The sequence below is a fragment of the Streptomyces carminius genome (assembly GCF_002794255.1).
In the GTDB taxonomy this organism is placed as follows: Bacteria; Actinomycetota; Actinomycetes; order Streptomycetales; family Streptomycetaceae; genus Streptomyces; species Streptomyces carminius.
This window is the reverse complement of the sequence record NZ_PGGW01000060.1, coordinates 330,477-348,001: the sequence shown is the minus strand read 5'-3', so window position 1 is coordinate 348,001 and position 17,525 is coordinate 330,477. Positions and strand designations below refer to the sequence as shown.

Sequence of the window (17,525 nt, the reverse complement as noted above, 5' to 3'; positions counted from 1 at the left end):
GGCCGGTGGGATGCCGGACCGGGCCGGGCGCGGGGCCGGCCCGCCTCAGTCCTCCTCCCGGTGCTCCCGGGTGGCCAGCAGCCGGCGCAGGGAGTACAGCCGGGCGGGCTCGGCGTGACCGTCGGCGACCCAGTCGTCCAGCGCGCAGTCCGGCTCGTCGTGGCCGCAGGCGCGCGGGCACCCCTCCGTGCCCGGTACCAGGTCGGGAAAGGCGTGGATCACCCGGGACGGGTCGACGTGGTTCAGCCCGAACGACCGTACGCCCGGGGTGTCGATCACCCAGCCCCCCCGGGAGGGCGGGGGGAAGGACACCGCGCCGGGCAGCGGGAGCGCCAGGGCCGAGGTGGTGGTGTGGCGGCCGCGGCCGGTCACCGCGTTGACCTGGCCGGTGGCCCGCCGGCGGTCGGCCGGGACGAGCGCGTTGACCAGGGTGGTCTTGCCGACCCCGGAGTGGCCCACGAAGACGGTGGTACGGCCCAGCAGCAGCTCGCGGACCCGGTCGGCACCCCCGCCCGCCAGCTCGTCGCGGCTGGTCACCACATGGCGCACCCCCAGCAGGCGGTACGCCTCCAGCAGCGGTTCGGGCGGGGCCAGGTCCGCCTTGGTGAGCACCAGCAGCGGTTCCAGGCCCGCGTCGTAGGCGGCCACCAGACAGCGGTCGATCATCCGGGGCCGCGGCTCGGGATCGGCCAGCGCGGTGACGACGGCGAGCTGGTCGGCGTTGGCGACGATGACCCGCTCGTAGGGGTCGTTGTCGTCGGCGGTGCGCCGCAGCACCGAGGTGCGCGGCTCGACCCGCACGATCCGCGCCAGGGTGTCCTTCTGCCCCGACAGATCGCCGACGAGTGCCACCCGGTCGCCGACCACCACCCCCTTGCGGCCCAGCTCGCGGGCCTTCATCGCGGTGACCGCGCGGCCGTCCACCAGGCAGGTGAGCCGGCCCCGGTCGACGGTGAGGACGAAGCCCTCGGCGGCGTCCTCGTGCTTGGGCCGGATGCTGGTGCGCGGGCGGCTGCCCCGGCGGCCGGGGCGGACGCGGATGTCGTCCTCGTCGGTGTGCTTGCCGTAGCGGCGCATGACGGCGGGCCCCTACATCCGCTCCCCGGCCGTACCGTCCAGCATGGCCTGCCACATCTCGGGGAAGTCGGGGAGGGTCTTGGCGGTGGTCGCGACGTCCTCCACCTCCACGCCCTTCACCACGAGGCCGAGCACCGCGCCGGCCGTGGCCAGCCGGTGGTCCTCGTAGGTGTGGAAAACACCGCCGTGCAGCGGCCGCGGCCGGACGACCAGGCCGTCCCCCGTCTCGGTGACGTCGCCGCCGAGCCCGTTGATCTCCTTGGTGAGCGCGGCCAGCCGGTCGGTCTCGTGCAGCCGCAGGTGCGCCACGCCCCGCAGCCGCGACTCGGAGTCGGCGAGCGCGGCGACCGCCGCGATGCCCGGGGTCAGCTCGCCCACGTCGCTCAGGTCCACGTCGATGCCGCGCACCCGTCCGGTGCCGGTGAGGGTCAGTCCGCGTTCGTCCAGCTCGCAGACACCGCCCATCTCGGTGAAGATCTCCCGCAGCGCGTCACCGGGCTGGGTGGTGTGCCGGGGCCAGTCGGGAATCGTCACCCGCCCGCCGGTGACCAGCGCGGCGGCGAGGAAGGGCTGGGCGTTGGACAGATCGGGCTCGACGACGAGGTCCCGGCCGAGCAGGGCGCCGGCGGTGACCCGCCAGACGTTCGGCTCGCCCCCGGACTCGGGGGTGTCCACCTGCGCGCCCGCGGCGCGCAGCATCTCGACCGTCATCCGGATGTGCGGCAGGGACGGCAGCGCGCCACCGGTGTGCCGCACCTCGACGCCCTGGTTGAAACGGGCGCCGGACAGCAGCAGCGCGCTGACGAACTGAGAGGACGAGGAGGCGTCGATCTCCACCCGGCCGCCGGTCAGGGAGCCGCCGCCGTGCACGGTCATCGGGAGGGCGCCGCGCCCGCCGTCGTCGATCCGGGCGCCGAGCGCGCGCAGCGCGTCGATCACCCCGTGCAGCGGGCGCTCGTGGGAGCGCCTGTCGCCGTCGAAGCGGACCGGGCCGTCGGCCAGCGCGGCGACGGGCGGCAGGAAGCGCATCACGGTGCCCGCGTTCCCCACGTCCACCCGGGCGGGGCCGCGCAGTCCGGAGGGGATGACGCGCCAGGCCTCCCCGGTGCCACCGGGGGCGCCGGACACGGAGGCGGAGTTGGCGGAGAGCGTCTCCTCGACGCCCACTCCCATGGCGCGCAGCCCCCCGGCCATCAGCAGGGTGTCCCGGGAGCGCAGCGGGCGGCGCACCCAGCCGGGCTCGGCGGCGAGGGCGGCGAGCACCAGGGCGCGGTTGGTGACCGACTTGGACCCGGGCACGGGAACGGTCGCGTCGACGGCACCGGGCGCGAGCGGGGCGGGCCAGAGGGAGGTGTTGTCGGTCATGGCCCCAACTTTAGTGGCTCACCGGGGAGGGGCGGGCATGAGCGGTCGGCGTTGAGACACCCGGGGGAAGCCGCGGCCGGCGGCGTGGCGACGGCGGTACGGCGCGGCCGGCGGCCGCGCCGTCAGAGGCCGAGCAGCCACTGCCCGCCGCCGGTCAGCGAGCACAGCGCCACGGCGTGGAAGAGCAGCAGCCACAGCGCCGCGGGCGCGTGCGTCAGCCGTGCCAACTGGTCGGCGTCGGAGTCCGGTGCCTCGCCCCGGCGCCGTTTGCTCTGCAGTTCGAAGACCGGGCGCACCCCGCCCAGCAGCAGGAACCACACCACCCCGTACGCGAACGCCGACTGCACCTCGGTCCCGGCGAACCAGGAGACCAGGAAGAACGCCCCGCCGGTGACGACGACCGTCAGCATCCCGTAGGCGTTCCGCACCATCACCAGCATCGCCAGCAGCAGTGCGGTGGCCCCCCACAGCAGGGCGGTGACACGCCCGTCGGCCAGCAGCCAGGCCCCGGCCAGGCCGAGCAGCGAGGGGGCGGTGTACCCGGCGGCGGCCGTCAGCACCATGCCGATGCCGGACGGCTTCCCCCGGGAGACGGTCAGCCCGGAGGTGTCCGAATGCAGCCGTATGCCCTCCAGCCGCCGGCCGGTCAGCAGCGCCACGAGGCCGTGTCCCCCCTCGTGGGCGATGGTCACCGCGTTCCGCGCCACCTGCCAGACGCTCCGGACCGCGACCACGGCCAGGGCGGCGAGCCCGGCGGCCACGACGATCGGCAGCGCCGGGTCGGGCTGCGTCCCGACGACGCGGTCCCACACCTCGGTGATGCTGTCGACGTCCATCCCGGCCGCTCCCTTCCCCCGGACCCTCCCCGGCCCCGTTCGGTGCCTCGCAGTGTGTCACGGCCGCTGCGGACCCCGCGGGCGGCTCCGGCACCCCGCGGGCGGCGGCCGGCGGTCGCGGTGCCGCCTTCCGGCCCCGATGTCGGCGGGACGTGGCAGGGTGGCAGACATGTGCGGACGGTATGCGGCGAGCCGCGGCCCCGGCGAACTGGCCGGGCTGTTCGGCGTGGAGAAGTGGGAGCCGGCCGAGGAGCTGGCCCCCGACTGGAACGTGGCCCCCACCAAGCAGGTCTACGCGGTGCTCGAACGGCCGCCGAAGGACGGCGACGACCGGCGGCCCGTACGGCAGCTGCGGCCGCTGCGCTGGGGCCTGGTGCCGTCCTGGGCGAAGTCCCCGGACGTGGGCGTCAAGATGATCAACGCACGGGCGGAGACGGTGCACGAGAAGCCCTCCTACCGCCGTCCGTTCGCCGCCCGGCGCTGTCTGCTGCCCGCCGACGGCTACTACGAGTGGGTCACCGGGCCGGCCGAGCGGCAGGAGGAGGAGAAGGGGAAGCGCAAGCGGCCGCGCAAGCAGCCCTACTTCGTGACGCCCGCCGACGGCTCGGTGATGGCGATGGCCGGGCTCTACGAGTTCTGGCGGGACAGGACGCTGCCCGAGGACCATCCGCGGGCCTGGTGGGCGACCTGCACGGTGATTACCACGGAGGCGCAGACCGAACCGTTCGCCGGCGCCGGAGACGGAGACGGGGACGGTCCGCGGTCACTGGCCGACATCCACCCGCGGATGCCGCTGGCGCTCACCCCCGACCGCTGGGACGCCTGGCTGGACCCGGCCCGCACCGACCCGGACGAGGTGCGCGGGCTGCTGGTCCCGCCGCCGCCGGAGGCCGTGCGGGCCTATCCGGTGGGCACCGAGGTCAGCAATGTGCGCAACAACGGCCCCGAGCTGTTGGCGGAGCTTGACGGCCCCGAGGCCGGGACGCTGTTCTGAGACCGTGACCGACGACAGCGGGACGGCCGGGGAGCCCGGAGCGGCGGGACCGGCGGAGCCGGCGGAACAGCCGGGGACGGCGGAGGCGGTGGACACCCCGGCCGGGACGGCCCGGGTGATCTGGCACCGCTCGGCGCGCCCGCGACTGGTCCTGGCGCTGGGCCACGGCGCCGGCGGCGGCGTCGAGGCGCGGGACCTGCGGGCGCTGGCCCGGGAGCTGCCCGCCCACGGGATCACCGTGGCCCTCGTGGAGCAGCCCTGGCGGGTGGCGGGGAAACCGCTCGCGCCCGCGCCCCGCACCCTGGACACCGGCTGGCGGGCGGTGTGGCCCGTCCTGGCCCGGGACGGGCTGCCGGTGGTCTCCGGCGGGCGCAGCGCCGGGGCGCGCGTGGCCTGTCGTACCGCCGGGGAGCTGGGAGCCCGTGCCGTGCTCGCGCTGGCCTTTCCCCTGCACCCCCCGGGAAGGCCGGAGCGGTCCCGGGCACCTGAACTGCTCGGGGCCGGGGTGCCCACCCTGGTCGTCCAGGGCGGGCGGGATCCCTTCGGCCGGCCCGGGGAGTTCCCGGCGGGCGTCCGGGTCACCGAGGTGCCCGGCGCGGACCACGGCTTCGCCGTGCCGAAGCGGGCCCCGGGCGGCCGGCCCGGCGGCTCCGGGCAGGAGGCGCGGGACGCGCAGACGGCCGCGCTCGCGCTGCTCACCGGCTCCGTGCGGGAGTGGCTGGAAAGGGAATGACTTCCCCGCGCCCCGTGTTCCACACCTGTAGCAGGACACGGAAAGCCACACGCGCGAGGAGAGGGAGTCCACCTCCATGGGTTCGATCGCATGCCCGTCCCGCCCCGTGAGCGCCCCCACCACGGCGGTACAGCTCGACTGGGCGACGCTCAGGCTCGCCGGGCACGTCGACGACACCCCTTTCCGGGCGGCGCGGGACGAGTCCCGTCGTCTATTCTCCGAGACGAGCGGGTCCACAGCCGGACCCGCAGCCGCATCGGAGGAGGTGGGTCCGGTCGCCGGGACCGACGACGCTGAGCCCAGCAAGCCGCAGCAGCCCGAGGAGACGGAGGCCGAACGGAACGCACGCTTCGAACGGGACGCCCTCGCCTTCCTGGACCAGATGTACTCGGCGGCGCTGCGCATGACGCGCAATCCCGCCGACGCGGAGGACCTGGTGCAGGAGACGTACGCCAAGGCGTACGCGTCCTTCCACCAGTTCCGTGCGGGCACCAACCTCAAGGCGTGGCTGTACCGCATCCTGACCAACACCTTCATCAACTCGTACCGCAAGAGACAGCGCGAACCCCAGCGCAGCGCGGCCGAGGAGATCGAGGACTGGCAGCTCGCCCGCGCCGAGTCGCACATGTCGACCGGGCTGCGCTCGGCCGAGGCGCAGGCGCTGGACCACCTGCCGGACTCGGACGTCAAGGAGGCCCTCCAAGCCATCCCCGAGGAGTTCCGGATAGCGGTCTATCTCGCGGACGTCGAGGGATTTGCGTACAAGGAGATCGCGGACATCATGGGGACACCCATCGGCACGGTGATGTCCCGGCTGCACCGCGGTCGCCGTCAACTGCGCGGCATGCTGGAGGACTACGCCCGCGAGCGCGGACTGGTCCCGGCGGGTGCCCACGCCGCCGCGCCGGACGAGTCGCACGACCGGAAAGGCTCGGGCTCATGAGTTGCGGAGAGCCGCACGAGACGGACTGCGCCGAGGTCCTGGAGCATCTCTACGAGTACCTGGACCGCGAGATGCCCGACGGGGACCGGGTGAAGTTCGCGGAGCACTTCGACGAGTGCGCCCCGTGTCTGGAGAAGTACGGCCTGGAGGAGGCCGTGAAGAAGCTCGTCCGGCGCTGTTGCGGCCATGACGACGTACCGACCGACCTCCGTTCCAAGGTGATGGGCCGCATCGAGCTGATCCGCACCGGGCAGGCGGTACCGGACCAGCCCGTGGAGCAGGCCGGGGATCCGGCGGCCGGACCGGCCGCCGCACCCGCCCGGAGCCGGGGCGAGACCGACCTGGCCTGACGGGACGGAGACGGCGCGGGGGACGGCCCGGCCGGACGCCACGGGACCGGCCCACCCGGCCCGGTACGCCCCGAGGGCCCGTTCCCCCGCGGTCCGCCCGTCCGTCCCCGCCCTCTCCGCCCGCCCCCGGGCCGCCGTTCCCGCCCCGCCGCGCCCCGGTCTCCGTGCCGGGGCGCTCCGCCGCGCCGTCGCGCGATGCGGCCCGGCGGCGGTCGCCGATCGCTTCGCGCCGGTCCGAGCTCCACGACCGACGGGTAATGAGCGGGCATCCCGCTGGGCATGGTTGGATGCGAACCGGGAACCGCGGCAGTGACCGCGGGAGACGTGAGGGACGCGAAGGACGAAGGAACGGCCGCGGCGGCGGCCGGGGCAGCAGGCGGGAGTCAGGCGGGAACATCGTGAGGATCTTCGGCAAGACACGGCACCGGCCCTCCGCCGACTGGCGGCTGGCCACCGACCGCGCGTTCACGCTCATCGGCGACGGCCGCTACGAGGACGCCGGCGAGCTGCTGACCCGTGCCGCCGACCTGGAGCCGTGGCTGTCGGAGTCCTGGTTCAACCTCGCCCTGCTGCACAAGTTCCGGCACGACTGGGAGCAGGCCCGGGCTGCCGGGCTGCGCGCGGTCGCGCTGCTGGAGCGGGGGGCCGGGGCACCCGACTGGTGGAACGTCGGCATCGCGGCCACCGCCCTGCAGGACTGGGCGCTGGCCCGGCGTGCCTGGCAGGCGTACGGGCTGCGGGTACCGGACGCGGCGCACTCCCACCAGGCGGCGGCCCGTGCCGGGGACGACGGCGGCCCGGCGGGACCGCCGACCGGTATGCGGCTGGGCAGCGCCGCCGTCCGCCTGTCGCCGGAGGGCGAGGCGGAGGTGGTCTGGGGCCGCCGGCTGGATCCGGCCCGCATCGAGGTGCAGAGCATTCCGCTGCCCTCCTCCGGGCGCCGCTGGGGCGAGGTGGTGCTCCACGACGGCGTACCGCACGGCGAGCGGACCACCGCGTCGGGCCACACCTATCCGGTCTTCGACGAGATAGAACTCTGGGCACCCTCCCCGGTGCCGACCTGGGTGGTGCTGCTGGAGGCGGCGGCCGAGGCGGACCGGGACGCGCTGGAGCGGCTGGCGGCGGACGCCGGCTTCGCGGCCGAGGACTGGTCCTCGTCGGTGCGGCTGCTGTGCCGGTCCTGCTCGGAGAGCCGGATGCCCGCCGACGAGGGCGAGGGCGCGCCCCGGCACGATCCGCACGACCACAGCGTGCCCGGCCGTCCGGGTCCGCTGGGGCACATGACGTCCGGCGAGCTGTGGGTGCCCGAGCGCGAGTGCGGTCTGGCGGCTCCGGCCGGGCTGGTGCGCGGGCTGCTGGACGGCTGGGTCGCCGACAGTCCGGACACCCGTGAGTGGCGGGATCTGGAAGAGGTCTGCTGAGGCCGGTCCGGCCGCTCCGTACCGGGCACATCGTGCCCCGCCGTGCCCGTACCCTGTACGGGTCGTGGTGGAGCACCGAGGAAGGCGTACGACTCAGATGGCGGAGCACGAGACCGGTCAGCGGGTGGACGACGAGGGATTCATCGTCGACACGGAGGACTGCGAGGAACGCGAGCGGACCCACCGTGAGCGCGGCACCGCCCGTCCGATCACCGTCGTCGGCAATCCGGTGCTGCACCGGGAGTGCAAGGACGTCACCGAGTTCGACGACGGGCTGGCGGAACTGGTCGACGACATGTTCGCCAGCCAGCGCGCGGCCGAGGGTGTGGGCCTGGCCGCCAACCAGATCGGCGTCGACCTGAAGGTGTTCGTCTACGACTGCCCGGACGACGACGGTGTGCGGCACGTCGGCGTCGTCTGCAATCCGGTGCTGGAGGAGCTGCCCGCCGAGCGCCGGGTGCTGGACGACTCCAACGAGGGCTGTCTGTCGGTGCCGGGCGCGTACGCCTCGCTCGCCCGCCCCGACTACGCCGTCGTACGCGGGCAGGACGCCCAGGGCAGGCCGATCAGGGTGCGGGGCACCGGTTACTTCGCGCGCTGCCTCCAGCACGAGACGGACCACCTGCACGGTTACCTCTACATCGACCGGCTCTCCAAGCGGGAGCGCAAGGACGTGCTGAAGCAGATGGCCGAGGGCACCCCGCGCTACGAGACGGTGCCCAACGACTGACCGGCGGCCGAGGCACCGGGACGTTCCGGGCGGTCACGCCGGTGGGCGGACCTCTGAAAGGGTCCGCCCACCGGCGTGACCGGAGGCGTCCGGGGAACGGCGGGCAACGGGGGGCGAGGAACGGCAAGCGGGGTCAGGGCAGTGCTCCCGGCCCGGTCTCCAGGGCGAAGGTCAGCAGGGTGACGCCCGGCAGGACGTCCGGCAGCGGCTGCCAGTCCCGCTCCGGGGTGCGGACGAATCCCAGCCGCCCGTACAGGCGGTGGGCGGCGTGCATCCGGCTCTCGCTGGAGAGCACCAGCCGCTCCAGGCCGCGCGCCCGGGCCCGCTCGACGCACGCGCGCACCAGCGCCCCGCCCACCCCCCGGCCGCGCGCCGCGGGGTGGACGGCCAGGGTCCGGAACTCGCCCTCGCCCGGCCGGGCCACCTGCGCGTACCGGCCGCCGTGCTCGGCGAGGGTCACCGTGCCCAGCAGTTCTCCGCCGCCGGGCCCGTGCCGGGACGGCCGTACGGCCACCAGCAGTTCGGCGTGCTCGGCGCGGTGCCGCGCGTCGCGCAGCACGGGCAGGTAGGGATCCTCCTCGCCGAAGGCCAGCAGGCCGTCCGCCAGATACGCCCCGGCCGTCAGCTCCCCGACCGCCGCCGTCTCCCGGGGGTGGGCCGTTCTGATCACGATGTCCGTGGTGTTCGCGGTCTCCACGGCGGCCATCATGCCGCACCCCGCCGACAGCGGACCGGCCGGGTTCGGTCGGCGGGACGCGGTCGGCGGGGCGCGCGGGAGGTGCGGGCGTCAGTGCCGGGCGTCCACCGTGGGTGGCGGCAGCTCCCGCTGGACGCCGGGGTCGCCGGCGTCCGCGGTGTAGTCGTCCGCGGTGGTGCGGTCGATGCCCTCGGGGGCCTTCACCGCGCGCAGCACGACGGTCATCACGACCGTCACCAGCAGGTTGAGCACGAAGGCGGTCAGGCCGATGTAGCCGATCTCCCCGATCAGCGGGATGGCGTCCGAACTGCTGGCGAAGTGCTCCTGCTTGGGGCTGGAGGTGTTGTACGCGACCACCGTGCCGTAGATCATGCCGACGGCCCAGCCGGCGAGCAGCGCCCAGCGGTGGAACCACCGCGTGAACAGGCCGGCCACGATCGCCGGGAAGGTCTGCAGGATCCAGATGCCGCCCAGCAGCTGGAAGTTGATGGCCACCGTCTTGTCCATGCCGAGGACGAAGACCAGCGCGCCCACCTTCACCAGCAGTGAGGTGATCTTGGACACCCGGGTCTCCTCGGCCGGGGTCGCGTCCGGTTTGAGGAAGTCCTTGTAGATGTTCCGGGTGAACAGGTTGGCCGCGGCGATCGACATGATGGCCGCCGGCACCAGCGCGCCGATGCCGATGGCCGCGAAGGCCACCCCGGCGAACCAGTCGGGGAACATGTTCTCGAAGAGCTGGGGGATGGCGAGCTGGCCGTTCTCCACCCGCACCCCGGCCGCGATCGCCATGAAGCCGAGCAGCGCCAGCAGGCCCAGCATCAGCGAGTACAGCGGCAGGATGGTGGTGTTGCGGCGGATGACCTCGCGACTGCCGCTGGAGAGCGTCGCCGTGATCGAGTGCGGGTACATGAACAGCGCCAGCGCCGAGCCGAACGCCAGCGTCGCGTAGCCCCAGTGGGCCGCCTCGCCCGGGACCACCCCGTCGTTCGGCGCCTCGGTCGCTGCGAACTTCGCCTCGGCGGCGGCGAAGATGTCGTCGAAGCCGCCGAGTTTGATCGGGATGTAGATGATGGCGACCGCGATGACCAGGTAGATGAGCGTGTCCTTGACGAACGCGATCAGCGCGGGCGCACGCAGCCCGGACGAGTAGGTGTACGCGGCCAGTACACCGAAGGCGACCAGGATCGGCAGGTCCCGGATGAACCAGTGCGTCGACTCGCCGCCGCCGATCCCCATCACGTCCAGCACCGCCTGGATGCCCACGAGCTGGAGCGCGATGTAGGGCATCGTGGCGAGGATGCCGGTGACGGCGACGGCCAGCGACAGGCCCTTCGAGCCGTACCGCCCCAGGACGAAGTCCGAGGTGGTGACATAGCCGTGGCGGTGCGAGACCGACCACAGCCGGGGCAGGAAGGTGAAGATCAGCGGGTAGACGAGGATGGTGTACGGCACCGCGAAGAAGCCCGCCGCGCCCGCCGCGTAGATCAGTGCGGGGACCGCGACGAAGGTGTAGGCGGTGTAGAGGTCGCCGCCGAGCAGGAACCAGGTGACCCAGGTGCCGAAGCTCCGTCCGCCCAGTCCCCACTCGTCGAGGTTCTCGGCGTCGGCCGCCCGGCGCCAGCGGGCGGCCAGGAAGCCCAGCACCGTCACCAGGGCGAAGAAGAAGACGAAGACGACCAGTGCGACGACGTTGACTCCCTCCTTCACCGCTCCTCACCGCCCGAGCGCCGTGCGCCGCCCGCCGCCGGGGTGGTGCGCCGTGCCGTCCGCTCGCGGCGCACCAGCACGTACGCGAGGGCCGTCAGGCCGGCGGAGAGGGGCACCCAGAGCATCTGGTACCAGTAGAAGAAGGGCATTCCGGCGACGGCCGGCTCGGCCCTGGCGTAGGAGCCGACCCAGAGCATCGCGACGAAGGGGGCGGACAGGCACAGGCCGATCACCACCCGGGCGGGGGTGACGACCGGGCGCGGCCGGGGGTTTTCCGGTGGTGCGGACATGGCTTGGGGCTCCGTCCTGAGGCGATCACCGTTGACTGCGACGAGGAAATGTAAGGCAGTCAATCGGCCCGCGTCACTAGGGAGTTCACCATCGGGTGACGCTCGTGCCACCGGAGCCGGAGACTCCGTCAGGTCGTGCGGGCTCCGGCGGCCCCGCCGGGCCGTACGGGAGCCCGCCGGGGCCGTGCGGGGCTACCGGCCGCGGCCGGGGCGCTGCAGGCGGGCGACGAACTTGTAGCGGTCGCCCCGGTAGACCGAGCGGACCCACTCCACCGGCTCGCCGCCGGTGTCGCGGGAGTGCCGGGAGAGCAGCAGCATCGGCAGTCCGACGTCGGTGCCCAGCAGTCCCGCCTCGCGCGGGGTGGCCAGGGAGGTCTCGATGGTCTCCTCGGCCTCGGCGAGGTGGACGTCGTAGACCTCGGCCAGGGCCGTGTAGAGGGAGGCGTACTTCACCAGGCTGCGGCGCAGCGCCGGGAAGCGCTTCTGGGAGAGGTGGGTGGTCTCGATGGCCATGGGCTCGCCGCTGGCCAGCCGCAGCCGCTCGATGCGCAGGACGCGTCCTCCGGCGGGGATCGCCAGCAGTTCGGCGAGCCGCTCGTCGGCGGTGACGTAGCCGATGTCCAGCAACCGGGAGGTGGGTTCCAGGCCCTGGGCGCGCATGTCCTCGGTGTAGGAGGTGAGCTGGAGCGTCTGGGCGACCTTGGGCTTGGCGACGAAGGTGCCCTTGCCCTGGATGCGCTCCAGGCGGCCCTCGACGACCAGTTCCTGGAGTGCCTGGCGCACGGTCGTGCGGGAGGTGTCGAACTCGCCGGCGAGCGTGCGCTCCGGGGGGACCGGCGAGCCGGGGGGCAGTGTCTCGGTCATCTCCAGCAGATGGCGCTTGAGGCGGTAGTACTTGGGCACGCGCGCGGTGCGCCCGCCCGTGCCGCCGCCGACTCCACTGCCGACGCCGCCGCCGATCCCGGTGTCCCCCGCGGCGCGGGTGCCCGCGTTCTCCATCGCACGCCTTCCCGACTCGTGTCGTGACCCGTCCGGAGCGGTCACGGTCTCATTTGCGACCCGCTCCCGTCTCCGGCGGCTCACATGGTGGCACGGCACCCGCTCCCTGCGGCGTCCCGGCCCAGATGTCGGTCCGGTAACGGAAGAGGAGCCGGGAATCGTGCACCGTTGACACCGGACCAGGTCTAGGCCAAGCTGCGGGAACTGGTCTACACCATTAAAGACCATCCCGGCCCCCAAGGGCAGTACTTCGAAAGGCCGGTGTCCGTGACGCGTCGCAGGTCGGCGCGGGCACCGGTGGGAGCGGAGATCTCGGGCGGTGGGCGGGGGGATTTCTGGCACCCCGAAGGAGAACGACGTGAAGCGCAAGCTCGTAGCGGCGATCGGCGCCGCGGCGATGATGACCGGTACCGCCGCCTGCGGCTCCGGAGACGACGGCCAGTCGGCGGACGGCGGCAAGAAGGTCACCGTCTGGGTCATGGACGGATCGGCGCCCGAGGAGTGGGCCACCGCACTCAACAAGGAGTTCGAGGCCGCCCACGAAGGCGTCACGGTCGAGATCAAGGAACAGCAGTGGAACGGGATCCAGGAGAAGATCACCACCGCGCTCTCCGAGGACTCTCCGCCGGACGTCATCGAGCTGGGTAACACCCAGACCGCCGGCTACGCGGTCACCGGCGGTCTCGCCGACCTGACGGACCTCAAGGGCGAGCTGAACTACGACGCCTGGAACAAGGGCATGCTCCCGTCCGCCGAACTGGACGGAAAGCTCTACGCCGCCCCCTGGTACGCGGCCAACCGCGTGGTGATCTACGACAAGAGCCTCTACGCGGACGCGGGGGTGAAGCCCCCGGCCACCCGTGAGGAGTGGATCGCCGGCCTGGAGAAGATCCAGAAGTCCGACGAGGACGTGCAGCCGATCTACCTGCCGGGCCAGAGCTGGTACGTCCTCGCCGGCTTCCTGTGGGACGAGGGCGGCGACTTCGCCGTCGAGGACGGCGACCGCTGGAAGGGTGCCCTCGCCACCCCCGAGGGTGAGGCGGCGGTCTCCTTCTACAAGGAGCTCCAGTCCTTCTCCACGGCGCCCGAGGACACCGACGAGGCGAACCCGCAGCAGTCCACCGACGTCGTGCCCAAGGGCGGCGTCGCCTCCTGGATCGGCCTGGGCTGGGAGGCCGCCGGAGCCATCGAGGCCATCGAGAAGGCGGGCGGCACCGCGGACTTCGGCTACTTCCCGATCCCCGGCAAGACCGCCGACAAGCCGGGCAAGGTCTTCTTCGGCGGCTCGAACCTCGCCGTGGCCGAGCGCTCCCGGAACAAGGAGCTCGCCCAGGAGTGGCTGGAACTGGCGACCTCCGAGAAGTGGATGAAGAAGTACGCCGAGGCCACCCAGGGCGGCCTGCTGCCCAACACTCCGGACGCGCAGGTGCGGCCCGAGCCCGGCTCCTTCGCCGAGGCCATGGTCAAGGCCGCCGACGTCGGCCACATCACTCCCGTCACCCCCGGCTGGGCCAACGTCGAGACCGAGCCCAACCCCATCAAGGAGTACATGACCAAGGTGCTCAAGGGGACGGAGCCGGCCAAGGCCGGCGAGGAGGCCGACGAGGTGATCACCGAGCGGATCAACAAGAGCTGACAACGCTCCAGGGGCGCCCCGCGGAACCGCCGCCGGGCGCCCCGGTCCGCACGCAGTACGTCAGTCCGGGTGGGGCCGTGCGCCCCTGACCGCGAGGAAGTGGACCATGACCGTGTACGCCAGGGGGGCGGCGCCCGCAGCCGGGGAACTGCCGCCGGACGCCACCCGCGACACACCGGGCGCCGGGCACCTGCCGCCCGCCGGCGGTCCGGCACCGGAGGGGACGGCCGGCTCCGGCAGGCGCGGCGGGCGGCGGGTGCCGTCCGGCTGGCTGCCGTACGCCCTGACCGCTCCGGCGGTCATCGCCCTCCTGGTGTTCCTGGGCTATCCGCTGGTGCGGAACCTGGTGCTCTCCTTCCAGCAGCTCGGCCGCACCGAGATGATCTCCCGGAAGACGGTGTGGACCGGCCTCGGCAACTACACCGAACTGCTGGCGGACGAGTTCTTCTGGACGGTCGTCACCAGGACGTTCGTCTTCACCGCGGCCAACGTGGTGCTGATCATGGTGTTCGGCACCCTGGTCGGCCTGCTGCTCAACAGCCTGGGCGGCAGGATGCGGCTGGTGCTCTCGCTGGCCCTGGTGATGGCCTGGGCGATGCCCATCGTCGCGTCCGCCACCGTCTTCCGGTGGCTCTTCGACACCCAGTTCGGTGTCGTGAACTGGGCGCTGCGCACCCTCGGCCTCGACGGCTACGAGCAGCACAACTGGTTCGACACGGGATTCTCCACCCTGGCCATCGTCACCCTGATGATCGTCTGGGCGTCGGTGCCCTTCGTCGCCCTCAACCTCTACGCGGGACTGACCACCATCAGCGGCGAACTGTACGAGGCCGCCCGGATGGACGGCGCCTCCAACTGGCGGATCTTCCGCTCGGTGGTCTTCCCCATGCTCAAGCCCTTCTTCCTGATCACCGTCTTCCTGGAGATCATCTGGGTGTTCAAGGCCTTCGCCCAGATCGTCGCCCTCAACAGCGGCGGACCCGACCGGGGCTCGGAGACCCTCCCGGTCTTCGCCTACATCGAGGGCATGGCCCAGATGAACTTCGGGGTCGCCGCGGCCGCCTCCGTGCTGACCATCCTCATCCTGCTGGTCGCCATGTCCTTCTACTTCCGCCTGATCCTCAAGCAGGAGGAGGAGCAGTGAGCCACACCACCCTGGCCGGCCCGGCCGGCGCGCCCGCGCAGGAGCCCCCGGAACCCCGTGGACGCCCCGCGGCCGGCGGAACCGGCCGGGGGGCGCGAGGAGGAGGCGGCGGCGCCCGGCGGCGCAAGGCGCTGCGCAAGGCCTCGCTCAACGCCCTCGCCCTCGCCCTGGCGGCCTTCTTCGTCTTCCCCGTCTACTGGATGTTCTCCACGTCCTTCAAGCCGGCGTCGGAGGTCCTCACCGAGACACCCAGCTTCCTGTTCGCCCCCACCTTCGAGCACTACGGCACCGCCACCGGCGTGGAGCTGTTCTGGACGTACGTCCGCAACAGCCTCATGGTCACCTTCGGCGCCGTGCTGCTGGCCCTGGCCGTGGCGCTGGCGGCGAGCTTCGCGATCGTGCGCATGAGGTTCCGGGGCCGCAAGGGCCTGGTGCTCGTGGTGATGATGGCCCAGCTGGCCCCCTGGGAGGTCATGGTCATCGTGATGTACCTGGTCGCCCGGGACGCCCAACTGCTCAACAGCATCGGGTTCCTGACGCTGATCTACTTCGTGATGGTCCTCCCCTTCACCGTCTGGACACTGCGCGGGTTCATCGCGGCGGTGCCCAGGGAGTTGGAGGAGGCGGCGATGATCGACGGCTGCAGCCGTGCGCAGAGCTTCCTGCGGGTCGTCTTCCCCCTGCTGGCCCCCGGCCTGATGGCCACCTCGCTCTTCGGTTTCATCACCGCCTGGAACGAGTTCGCCATGGTGCTGGTCCTCAACAAGGAGTCCGAGGCCCAGACCCTGCCGCTGTGGCTGACCCAGTTCCAGAGCGCCTTCGGCAACGACTGGGGCGCCACCATGGCGGCCTCGTCGCTGTTCGCCGTTCCCGTACTGCTGCTCTTCCTCATCCTCCAGCGACGCGCCGTCGGTGGCCTGACCTCCGGCGCAGTGAAGGGATAGCCGAGCCCCATGACGATGCTCACCGGCGCCACCGACACCCTGACCCGCAACGCCCTCGCCGTCCTCCAACCGGGCTTCACCGGCACCACCGCTCCCGGCTGGCTGCTGCGCCGGCTGGACGAGGGGCTGGTCTCGGTGGGCCTGTTCGGCCGCAACATCGCCTCCCCCGAGCAGCTCGCCGCGCTCACGGGGGAGCTGCGCCGGGTCCGCTCCGAGGTCCTGGTGGCCGTCGACGAGGAGGGCGGTGACGTCACCCGGCTGGAGGCGCGCACCGGGTCGTCCTTCCCCGGCAACCTCGCCCTCGGTGCCGTCGACGACACCGCGCTGACCCGTGCGGTCGCCCGTGAGCTGGGACGGCGGCTGGCCGAGTGCGGGGTCAACCTCAACTGGGCGCCCTCGGCCGACGTCAACTCCAACCCCGACAACCCGGTCATCGGCGTCCGCGCCTTCGGCGCCGCGCCGGACCTGGTGGCCCGGCACACCGCCGCCTGGGTGACGGGGCTGCAGTCCGCCGGGGTCGCCGCCTGCACCAAGCACTTCCCCGGGCACGGCGACACGGCCGTCGACTCCCACCACGCCCTGCCCCGCATCGACGCCGACCTGACCACGCTCCACGCCCGCGAACTCGTTCCCTTCCGGGCGGCGATCGCCGCGGGCAGCAAGTGCGTGATGAGCGCGCACATCCTGCTGCCCGCCCTCGATCCGGTGCTGCCGGGCACGCTCAGCCCGGCCGCCCTGACCGGCCTGCTGCGCGCACCGGCGAGCGAGGGCGGACTCGGCTTCGAGGGGCTGATCGTCACCGACGGCATGGAGATGCGGGCCATCGCGGCCACCCACGGCATCGAGCGCGGCAGCGTGCTGGCCGTCGCCGCGGGCGCGGACGCCATCTGCGTCGGCGGGGGACTGGCCGACGAGGACACCGTGCTGCGCCTGCGCGACGCCCTGGTCAGGGCGGTGACCGAGGGGGAGCTGGCCGAGGAGCGGCTCGCCGACGCCGCGGACCGGGTCCGCTCGCTCGCCCGCTGGACCGCGCGGGCGGCCGCCGGTACCCGCGCCGTGCCCCCCGACCCCGGGGTCGGGCTGGCCGCCGCCCGCCGCGCCCTGCGGATCACCGGCGGGGCGGACGGCGGGGCGGACTGGGTCCCGGTGACCGAGCCGCCGTACGTCGTCTCCCTCACCCCCGTCGCCAACATCGCCGTCGGTGACGAGACCCCCTGGGGGCTCGCCGGCGAGCTGACGGAACTCCTCCCGGGCACCGCGGCCGGCTCCTGGGACCGCGACCGGGCCGCCGCGGCGGGTACGGACGCGCCGGCCGCGCAGGTGCTGGCCGCGGCGGCCGACCGTAGGATCGTCGCGGTGGTACGCGACGTACACCGGCATCCCTGGATGGCCGACGTACTGCGTGCGCTGGTCACCGCCCGGCCGGAGACGGTCGTGGTCGAGATGGGACTGCCCCAGGCGTCGCCGTCCGGCGCGCTCCACATCGCGACCCACGGCGCCGCCCGGGTCTGCGGACGGGCCGCCGCCGAGGTCATCACCGGCCGGAGGGCCGCCGGCGCCGACGGCTGACGGCGCCGGCGCCCGGAAGCGGCACCGGACCGCCACCGGCACCACGGAAGACGGGAGACCACCAGCATGTCCGACACGAACCCGGCAGCC

General features: G+C 73.2%; 17 protein-coding genes. 10 read left to right on the top strand and 7 right to left on the bottom strand.

Annotation, left to right across the window (positions count from 1 at the left end):
* Positions 1 to 45: 45 nt before the first annotated feature.
* The 3 genes from rsgA to CUT44_RS20370 form a co-directional block, all read right to left on the bottom strand.
* Positions 46 to 1,077 carry a ribosome small subunit-dependent GTPase A gene (gene rsgA / locus CUT44_RS20380; protein ID WP_100203329.1) on the bottom strand — a complete coding sequence of 344 codons (1,032 nt, stop codon included), beginning with the start codon at positions 1,075 to 1,077 and terminating at the stop codon, positions 46 to 48.
* 12 nt (positions 1,078 to 1,089) lie between these two features.
* The gene (gene aroA / locus CUT44_RS20375; RefSeq protein WP_100203328.1) at positions 1,090 to 2,442 is read right to left on the bottom strand and encodes a 3-phosphoshikimate 1-carboxyvinyltransferase; all 1,353 of its coding nucleotides are present in this window, start codon (positions 2,440 to 2,442) and stop codon (positions 1,090 to 1,092) included.
* 122 nt (positions 2,443 to 2,564) lie between these two features.
* A complete protein-coding gene (locus tag CUT44_RS20370) occupies positions 2,565 to 3,278 on the bottom strand; it encodes a M50 family metallopeptidase (RefSeq protein ID WP_100203327.1) in 714 nt (237 codons plus the stop codon).
* 169 nt (positions 3,279 to 3,447) lie between these two features.
* Here CUT44_RS20370 and CUT44_RS20365 point away from each other — a divergent pair, with 169 nt between their 5' ends.
* The 6 genes from CUT44_RS20365 to def all read left to right on the top strand — a co-directional run bounded on the left by CUT44_RS20365 (position 3,448) and on the right by def (position 8,449).
* Positions 3,448 to 4,272, top strand: a complete 825-nt coding sequence (locus CUT44_RS20365; protein ID WP_100203326.1) for an SOS response-associated peptidase — start codon at positions 3,448 to 3,450, stop codon at positions 4,270 to 4,272.
* Positions 4,273 to 4,360: 88 nt separating this feature from the next.
* Positions 4,361 to 5,005, top strand: coding sequence for an alpha/beta hydrolase family protein (locus CUT44_RS20360; RefSeq protein ID WP_100203441.1), 645 nt, complete (start codon positions 4,361 to 4,363; stop codon positions 5,003 to 5,005).
* A gap of 265 nt (positions 5,006 to 5,270) precedes the next feature.
* Positions 5,271 to 5,948, top strand: a complete 678-nt coding sequence (locus CUT44_RS20355) for a sigma-70 family RNA polymerase sigma factor (RefSeq protein ID WP_199185782.1) — start codon at positions 5,271 to 5,273, stop codon at positions 5,946 to 5,948.
* Positions 5,945 to 6,298 carry a mycothiol system anti-sigma-R factor gene (gene rsrA, locus CUT44_RS20350; protein ID WP_100203324.1) on the top strand — a complete coding sequence of 118 codons (354 nt, stop codon included), beginning with the start codon at positions 5,945 to 5,947 and terminating at the stop codon, positions 6,296 to 6,298. Before CUT44_RS20355 ends, rsrA begins: the two co-directional genes overlap by 4 nt.
* A gap of 398 nt (positions 6,299 to 6,696) precedes the next feature.
* On the top strand, positions 6,697 to 7,719 hold the full coding sequence (locus tag CUT44_RS20345) for a tetratricopeptide repeat protein (protein ID WP_100203323.1): 1,023 nt from the start codon (positions 6,697 to 6,699) through the stop codon (positions 7,717 to 7,719).
* Positions 7,720 to 7,816: 97 nt separating this feature from the next.
* Positions 7,817 to 8,449, top strand: a complete 633-nt coding sequence (def, locus tag CUT44_RS20340; protein WP_100203322.1) for a peptide deformylase — start codon at positions 7,817 to 7,819, stop codon at positions 8,447 to 8,449.
* A 133-nt stretch (positions 8,450 to 8,582) separates the two neighbouring features.
* Here the strand turns inward: def and CUT44_RS20335 are convergent, their stop codons facing one another.
* From CUT44_RS20335 to CUT44_RS20320, 4 genes are all read right to left on the bottom strand, one after another.
* Entirely contained in the window at positions 8,583 to 9,155 is a 573-nt protein-coding gene (locus CUT44_RS20335; protein ID WP_100203440.1) for a GNAT family N-acetyltransferase, read from the bottom strand.
* An 81-nt stretch (positions 9,156 to 9,236) separates the two neighbouring features.
* The gene (gene mctP / locus CUT44_RS20330) at positions 9,237 to 10,853 is read right to left on the bottom strand and encodes a monocarboxylate uptake permease MctP (RefSeq protein WP_100203321.1); all 1,617 of its coding nucleotides are present in this window, start codon (positions 10,851 to 10,853) and stop codon (positions 9,237 to 9,239) included.
* Positions 10,850 to 11,143, bottom strand: coding sequence for a DUF3311 domain-containing protein (locus tag CUT44_RS20325; protein ID WP_100203320.1), 294 nt, complete (start codon positions 11,141 to 11,143; stop codon positions 10,850 to 10,852). Before CUT44_RS20325 ends, mctP begins: the two co-directional genes overlap by 4 nt.
* Positions 11,144 to 11,335: 192 nt before the next feature.
* Positions 11,336 to 12,142, bottom strand: a complete 807-nt coding sequence (locus CUT44_RS20320) for a GntR family transcriptional regulator (protein ID WP_233221515.1) — start codon at positions 12,140 to 12,142, stop codon at positions 11,336 to 11,338.
* Between the two features lie 358 nt (positions 12,143 to 12,500).
* Between CUT44_RS20320 and CUT44_RS20315 the strand changes: the two genes are divergently transcribed.
* The 4 genes from CUT44_RS20315 (at position 12,501) to CUT44_RS20300 (ending at position 17,435) form a co-directional block, all read left to right on the top strand.
* Positions 12,501 to 13,778 (top strand): extracellular solute-binding protein, encoded by a 1,278-nt coding sequence (locus tag CUT44_RS20315; RefSeq protein WP_100203319.1) that lies wholly within the window; start codon positions 12,501 to 12,503, stop codon positions 13,776 to 13,778.
* A 106-nt stretch (positions 13,779 to 13,884) separates the two neighbouring features.
* Positions 13,885 to 14,922 (top strand): carbohydrate ABC transporter permease, encoded by a 1,038-nt coding sequence (locus CUT44_RS20310; RefSeq protein ID WP_199185774.1) that lies wholly within the window; start codon positions 13,885 to 13,887, stop codon positions 14,920 to 14,922.
* Positions 14,923 to 15,053: 131 nt separating this feature from the next.
* Positions 15,054 to 15,866 carry a carbohydrate ABC transporter permease gene (locus CUT44_RS20305; RefSeq protein ID WP_233221528.1) on the top strand — a complete coding sequence of 271 codons (813 nt, stop codon included), beginning with the start codon at positions 15,054 to 15,056 and terminating at the stop codon, positions 15,864 to 15,866.
* Positions 15,867 to 15,875: 9 nt separating this feature from the next.
* A complete protein-coding gene (locus CUT44_RS20300; protein ID WP_100203318.1) occupies positions 15,876 to 17,435 on the top strand; it encodes a glycoside hydrolase family 3 protein in 1,560 nt (519 codons plus the stop codon).
* Positions 17,436 to 17,525 lie beyond the last annotated feature (90 nt).

Excerpts from the sequence above, each read along its gene's own strand:
- rsgA (WP_100203329.1), bottom strand. The coding sequence starts at position 1,077 with ATGCGCCGCTACGGCAAGCACACCGACGAGGACGACATCCGCGTCCGC.
- aroA (WP_100203328.1), bottom strand. The coding sequence starts at position 2,442 with ATGACCGACAACACCTCCCTCTGGCCCGCCCCGCTCGCGCCCGGTGCC.
- CUT44_RS20370 (WP_100203327.1), bottom strand. The coding sequence starts at position 3,278 with ATGGACGTCGACAGCATCACCGAGGTGTGGGACCGCGTCGTCGGGACG.
- CUT44_RS20365 (WP_100203326.1), top strand. The coding sequence starts at position 3,448 with ATGTGCGGACGGTATGCGGCGAGCCGCGGCCCCGGCGAACTGGCCGGG.
- rsrA (WP_100203324.1), top strand. The coding sequence starts at position 5,945 with ATGAGTTGCGGAGAGCCGCACGAGACGGACTGCGCCGAGGTCCTGGAG.
- def (WP_100203322.1), top strand. The coding sequence starts at position 7,817 with ATGGCGGAGCACGAGACCGGTCAGCGGGTGGACGACGAGGGATTCATC.
- CUT44_RS20335 (WP_100203440.1), bottom strand. The coding sequence starts at position 9,155 with ATGGCCGCCGTGGAGACCGCGAACACCACGGACATCGTGATCAGAACG.
- CUT44_RS20325 (WP_100203320.1), bottom strand. The coding sequence starts at position 11,143 with ATGTCCGCACCACCGGAAAACCCCCGGCCGCGCCCGGTCGTCACCCCC.
- CUT44_RS20320 (WP_233221515.1), bottom strand. The coding sequence starts at position 12,142 with ATGGAGAACGCGGGCACCCGCGCCGCGGGGGACACCGGGATCGGCGGC.
- CUT44_RS20310 (WP_199185774.1), top strand. The coding sequence starts at position 13,885 with ATGACCGTGTACGCCAGGGGGGCGGCGCCCGCAGCCGGGGAACTGCCG.
- CUT44_RS20300 (WP_100203318.1), top strand. The coding sequence starts at position 15,876 with ATGACGATGCTCACCGGCGCCACCGACACCCTGACCCGCAACGCCCTC.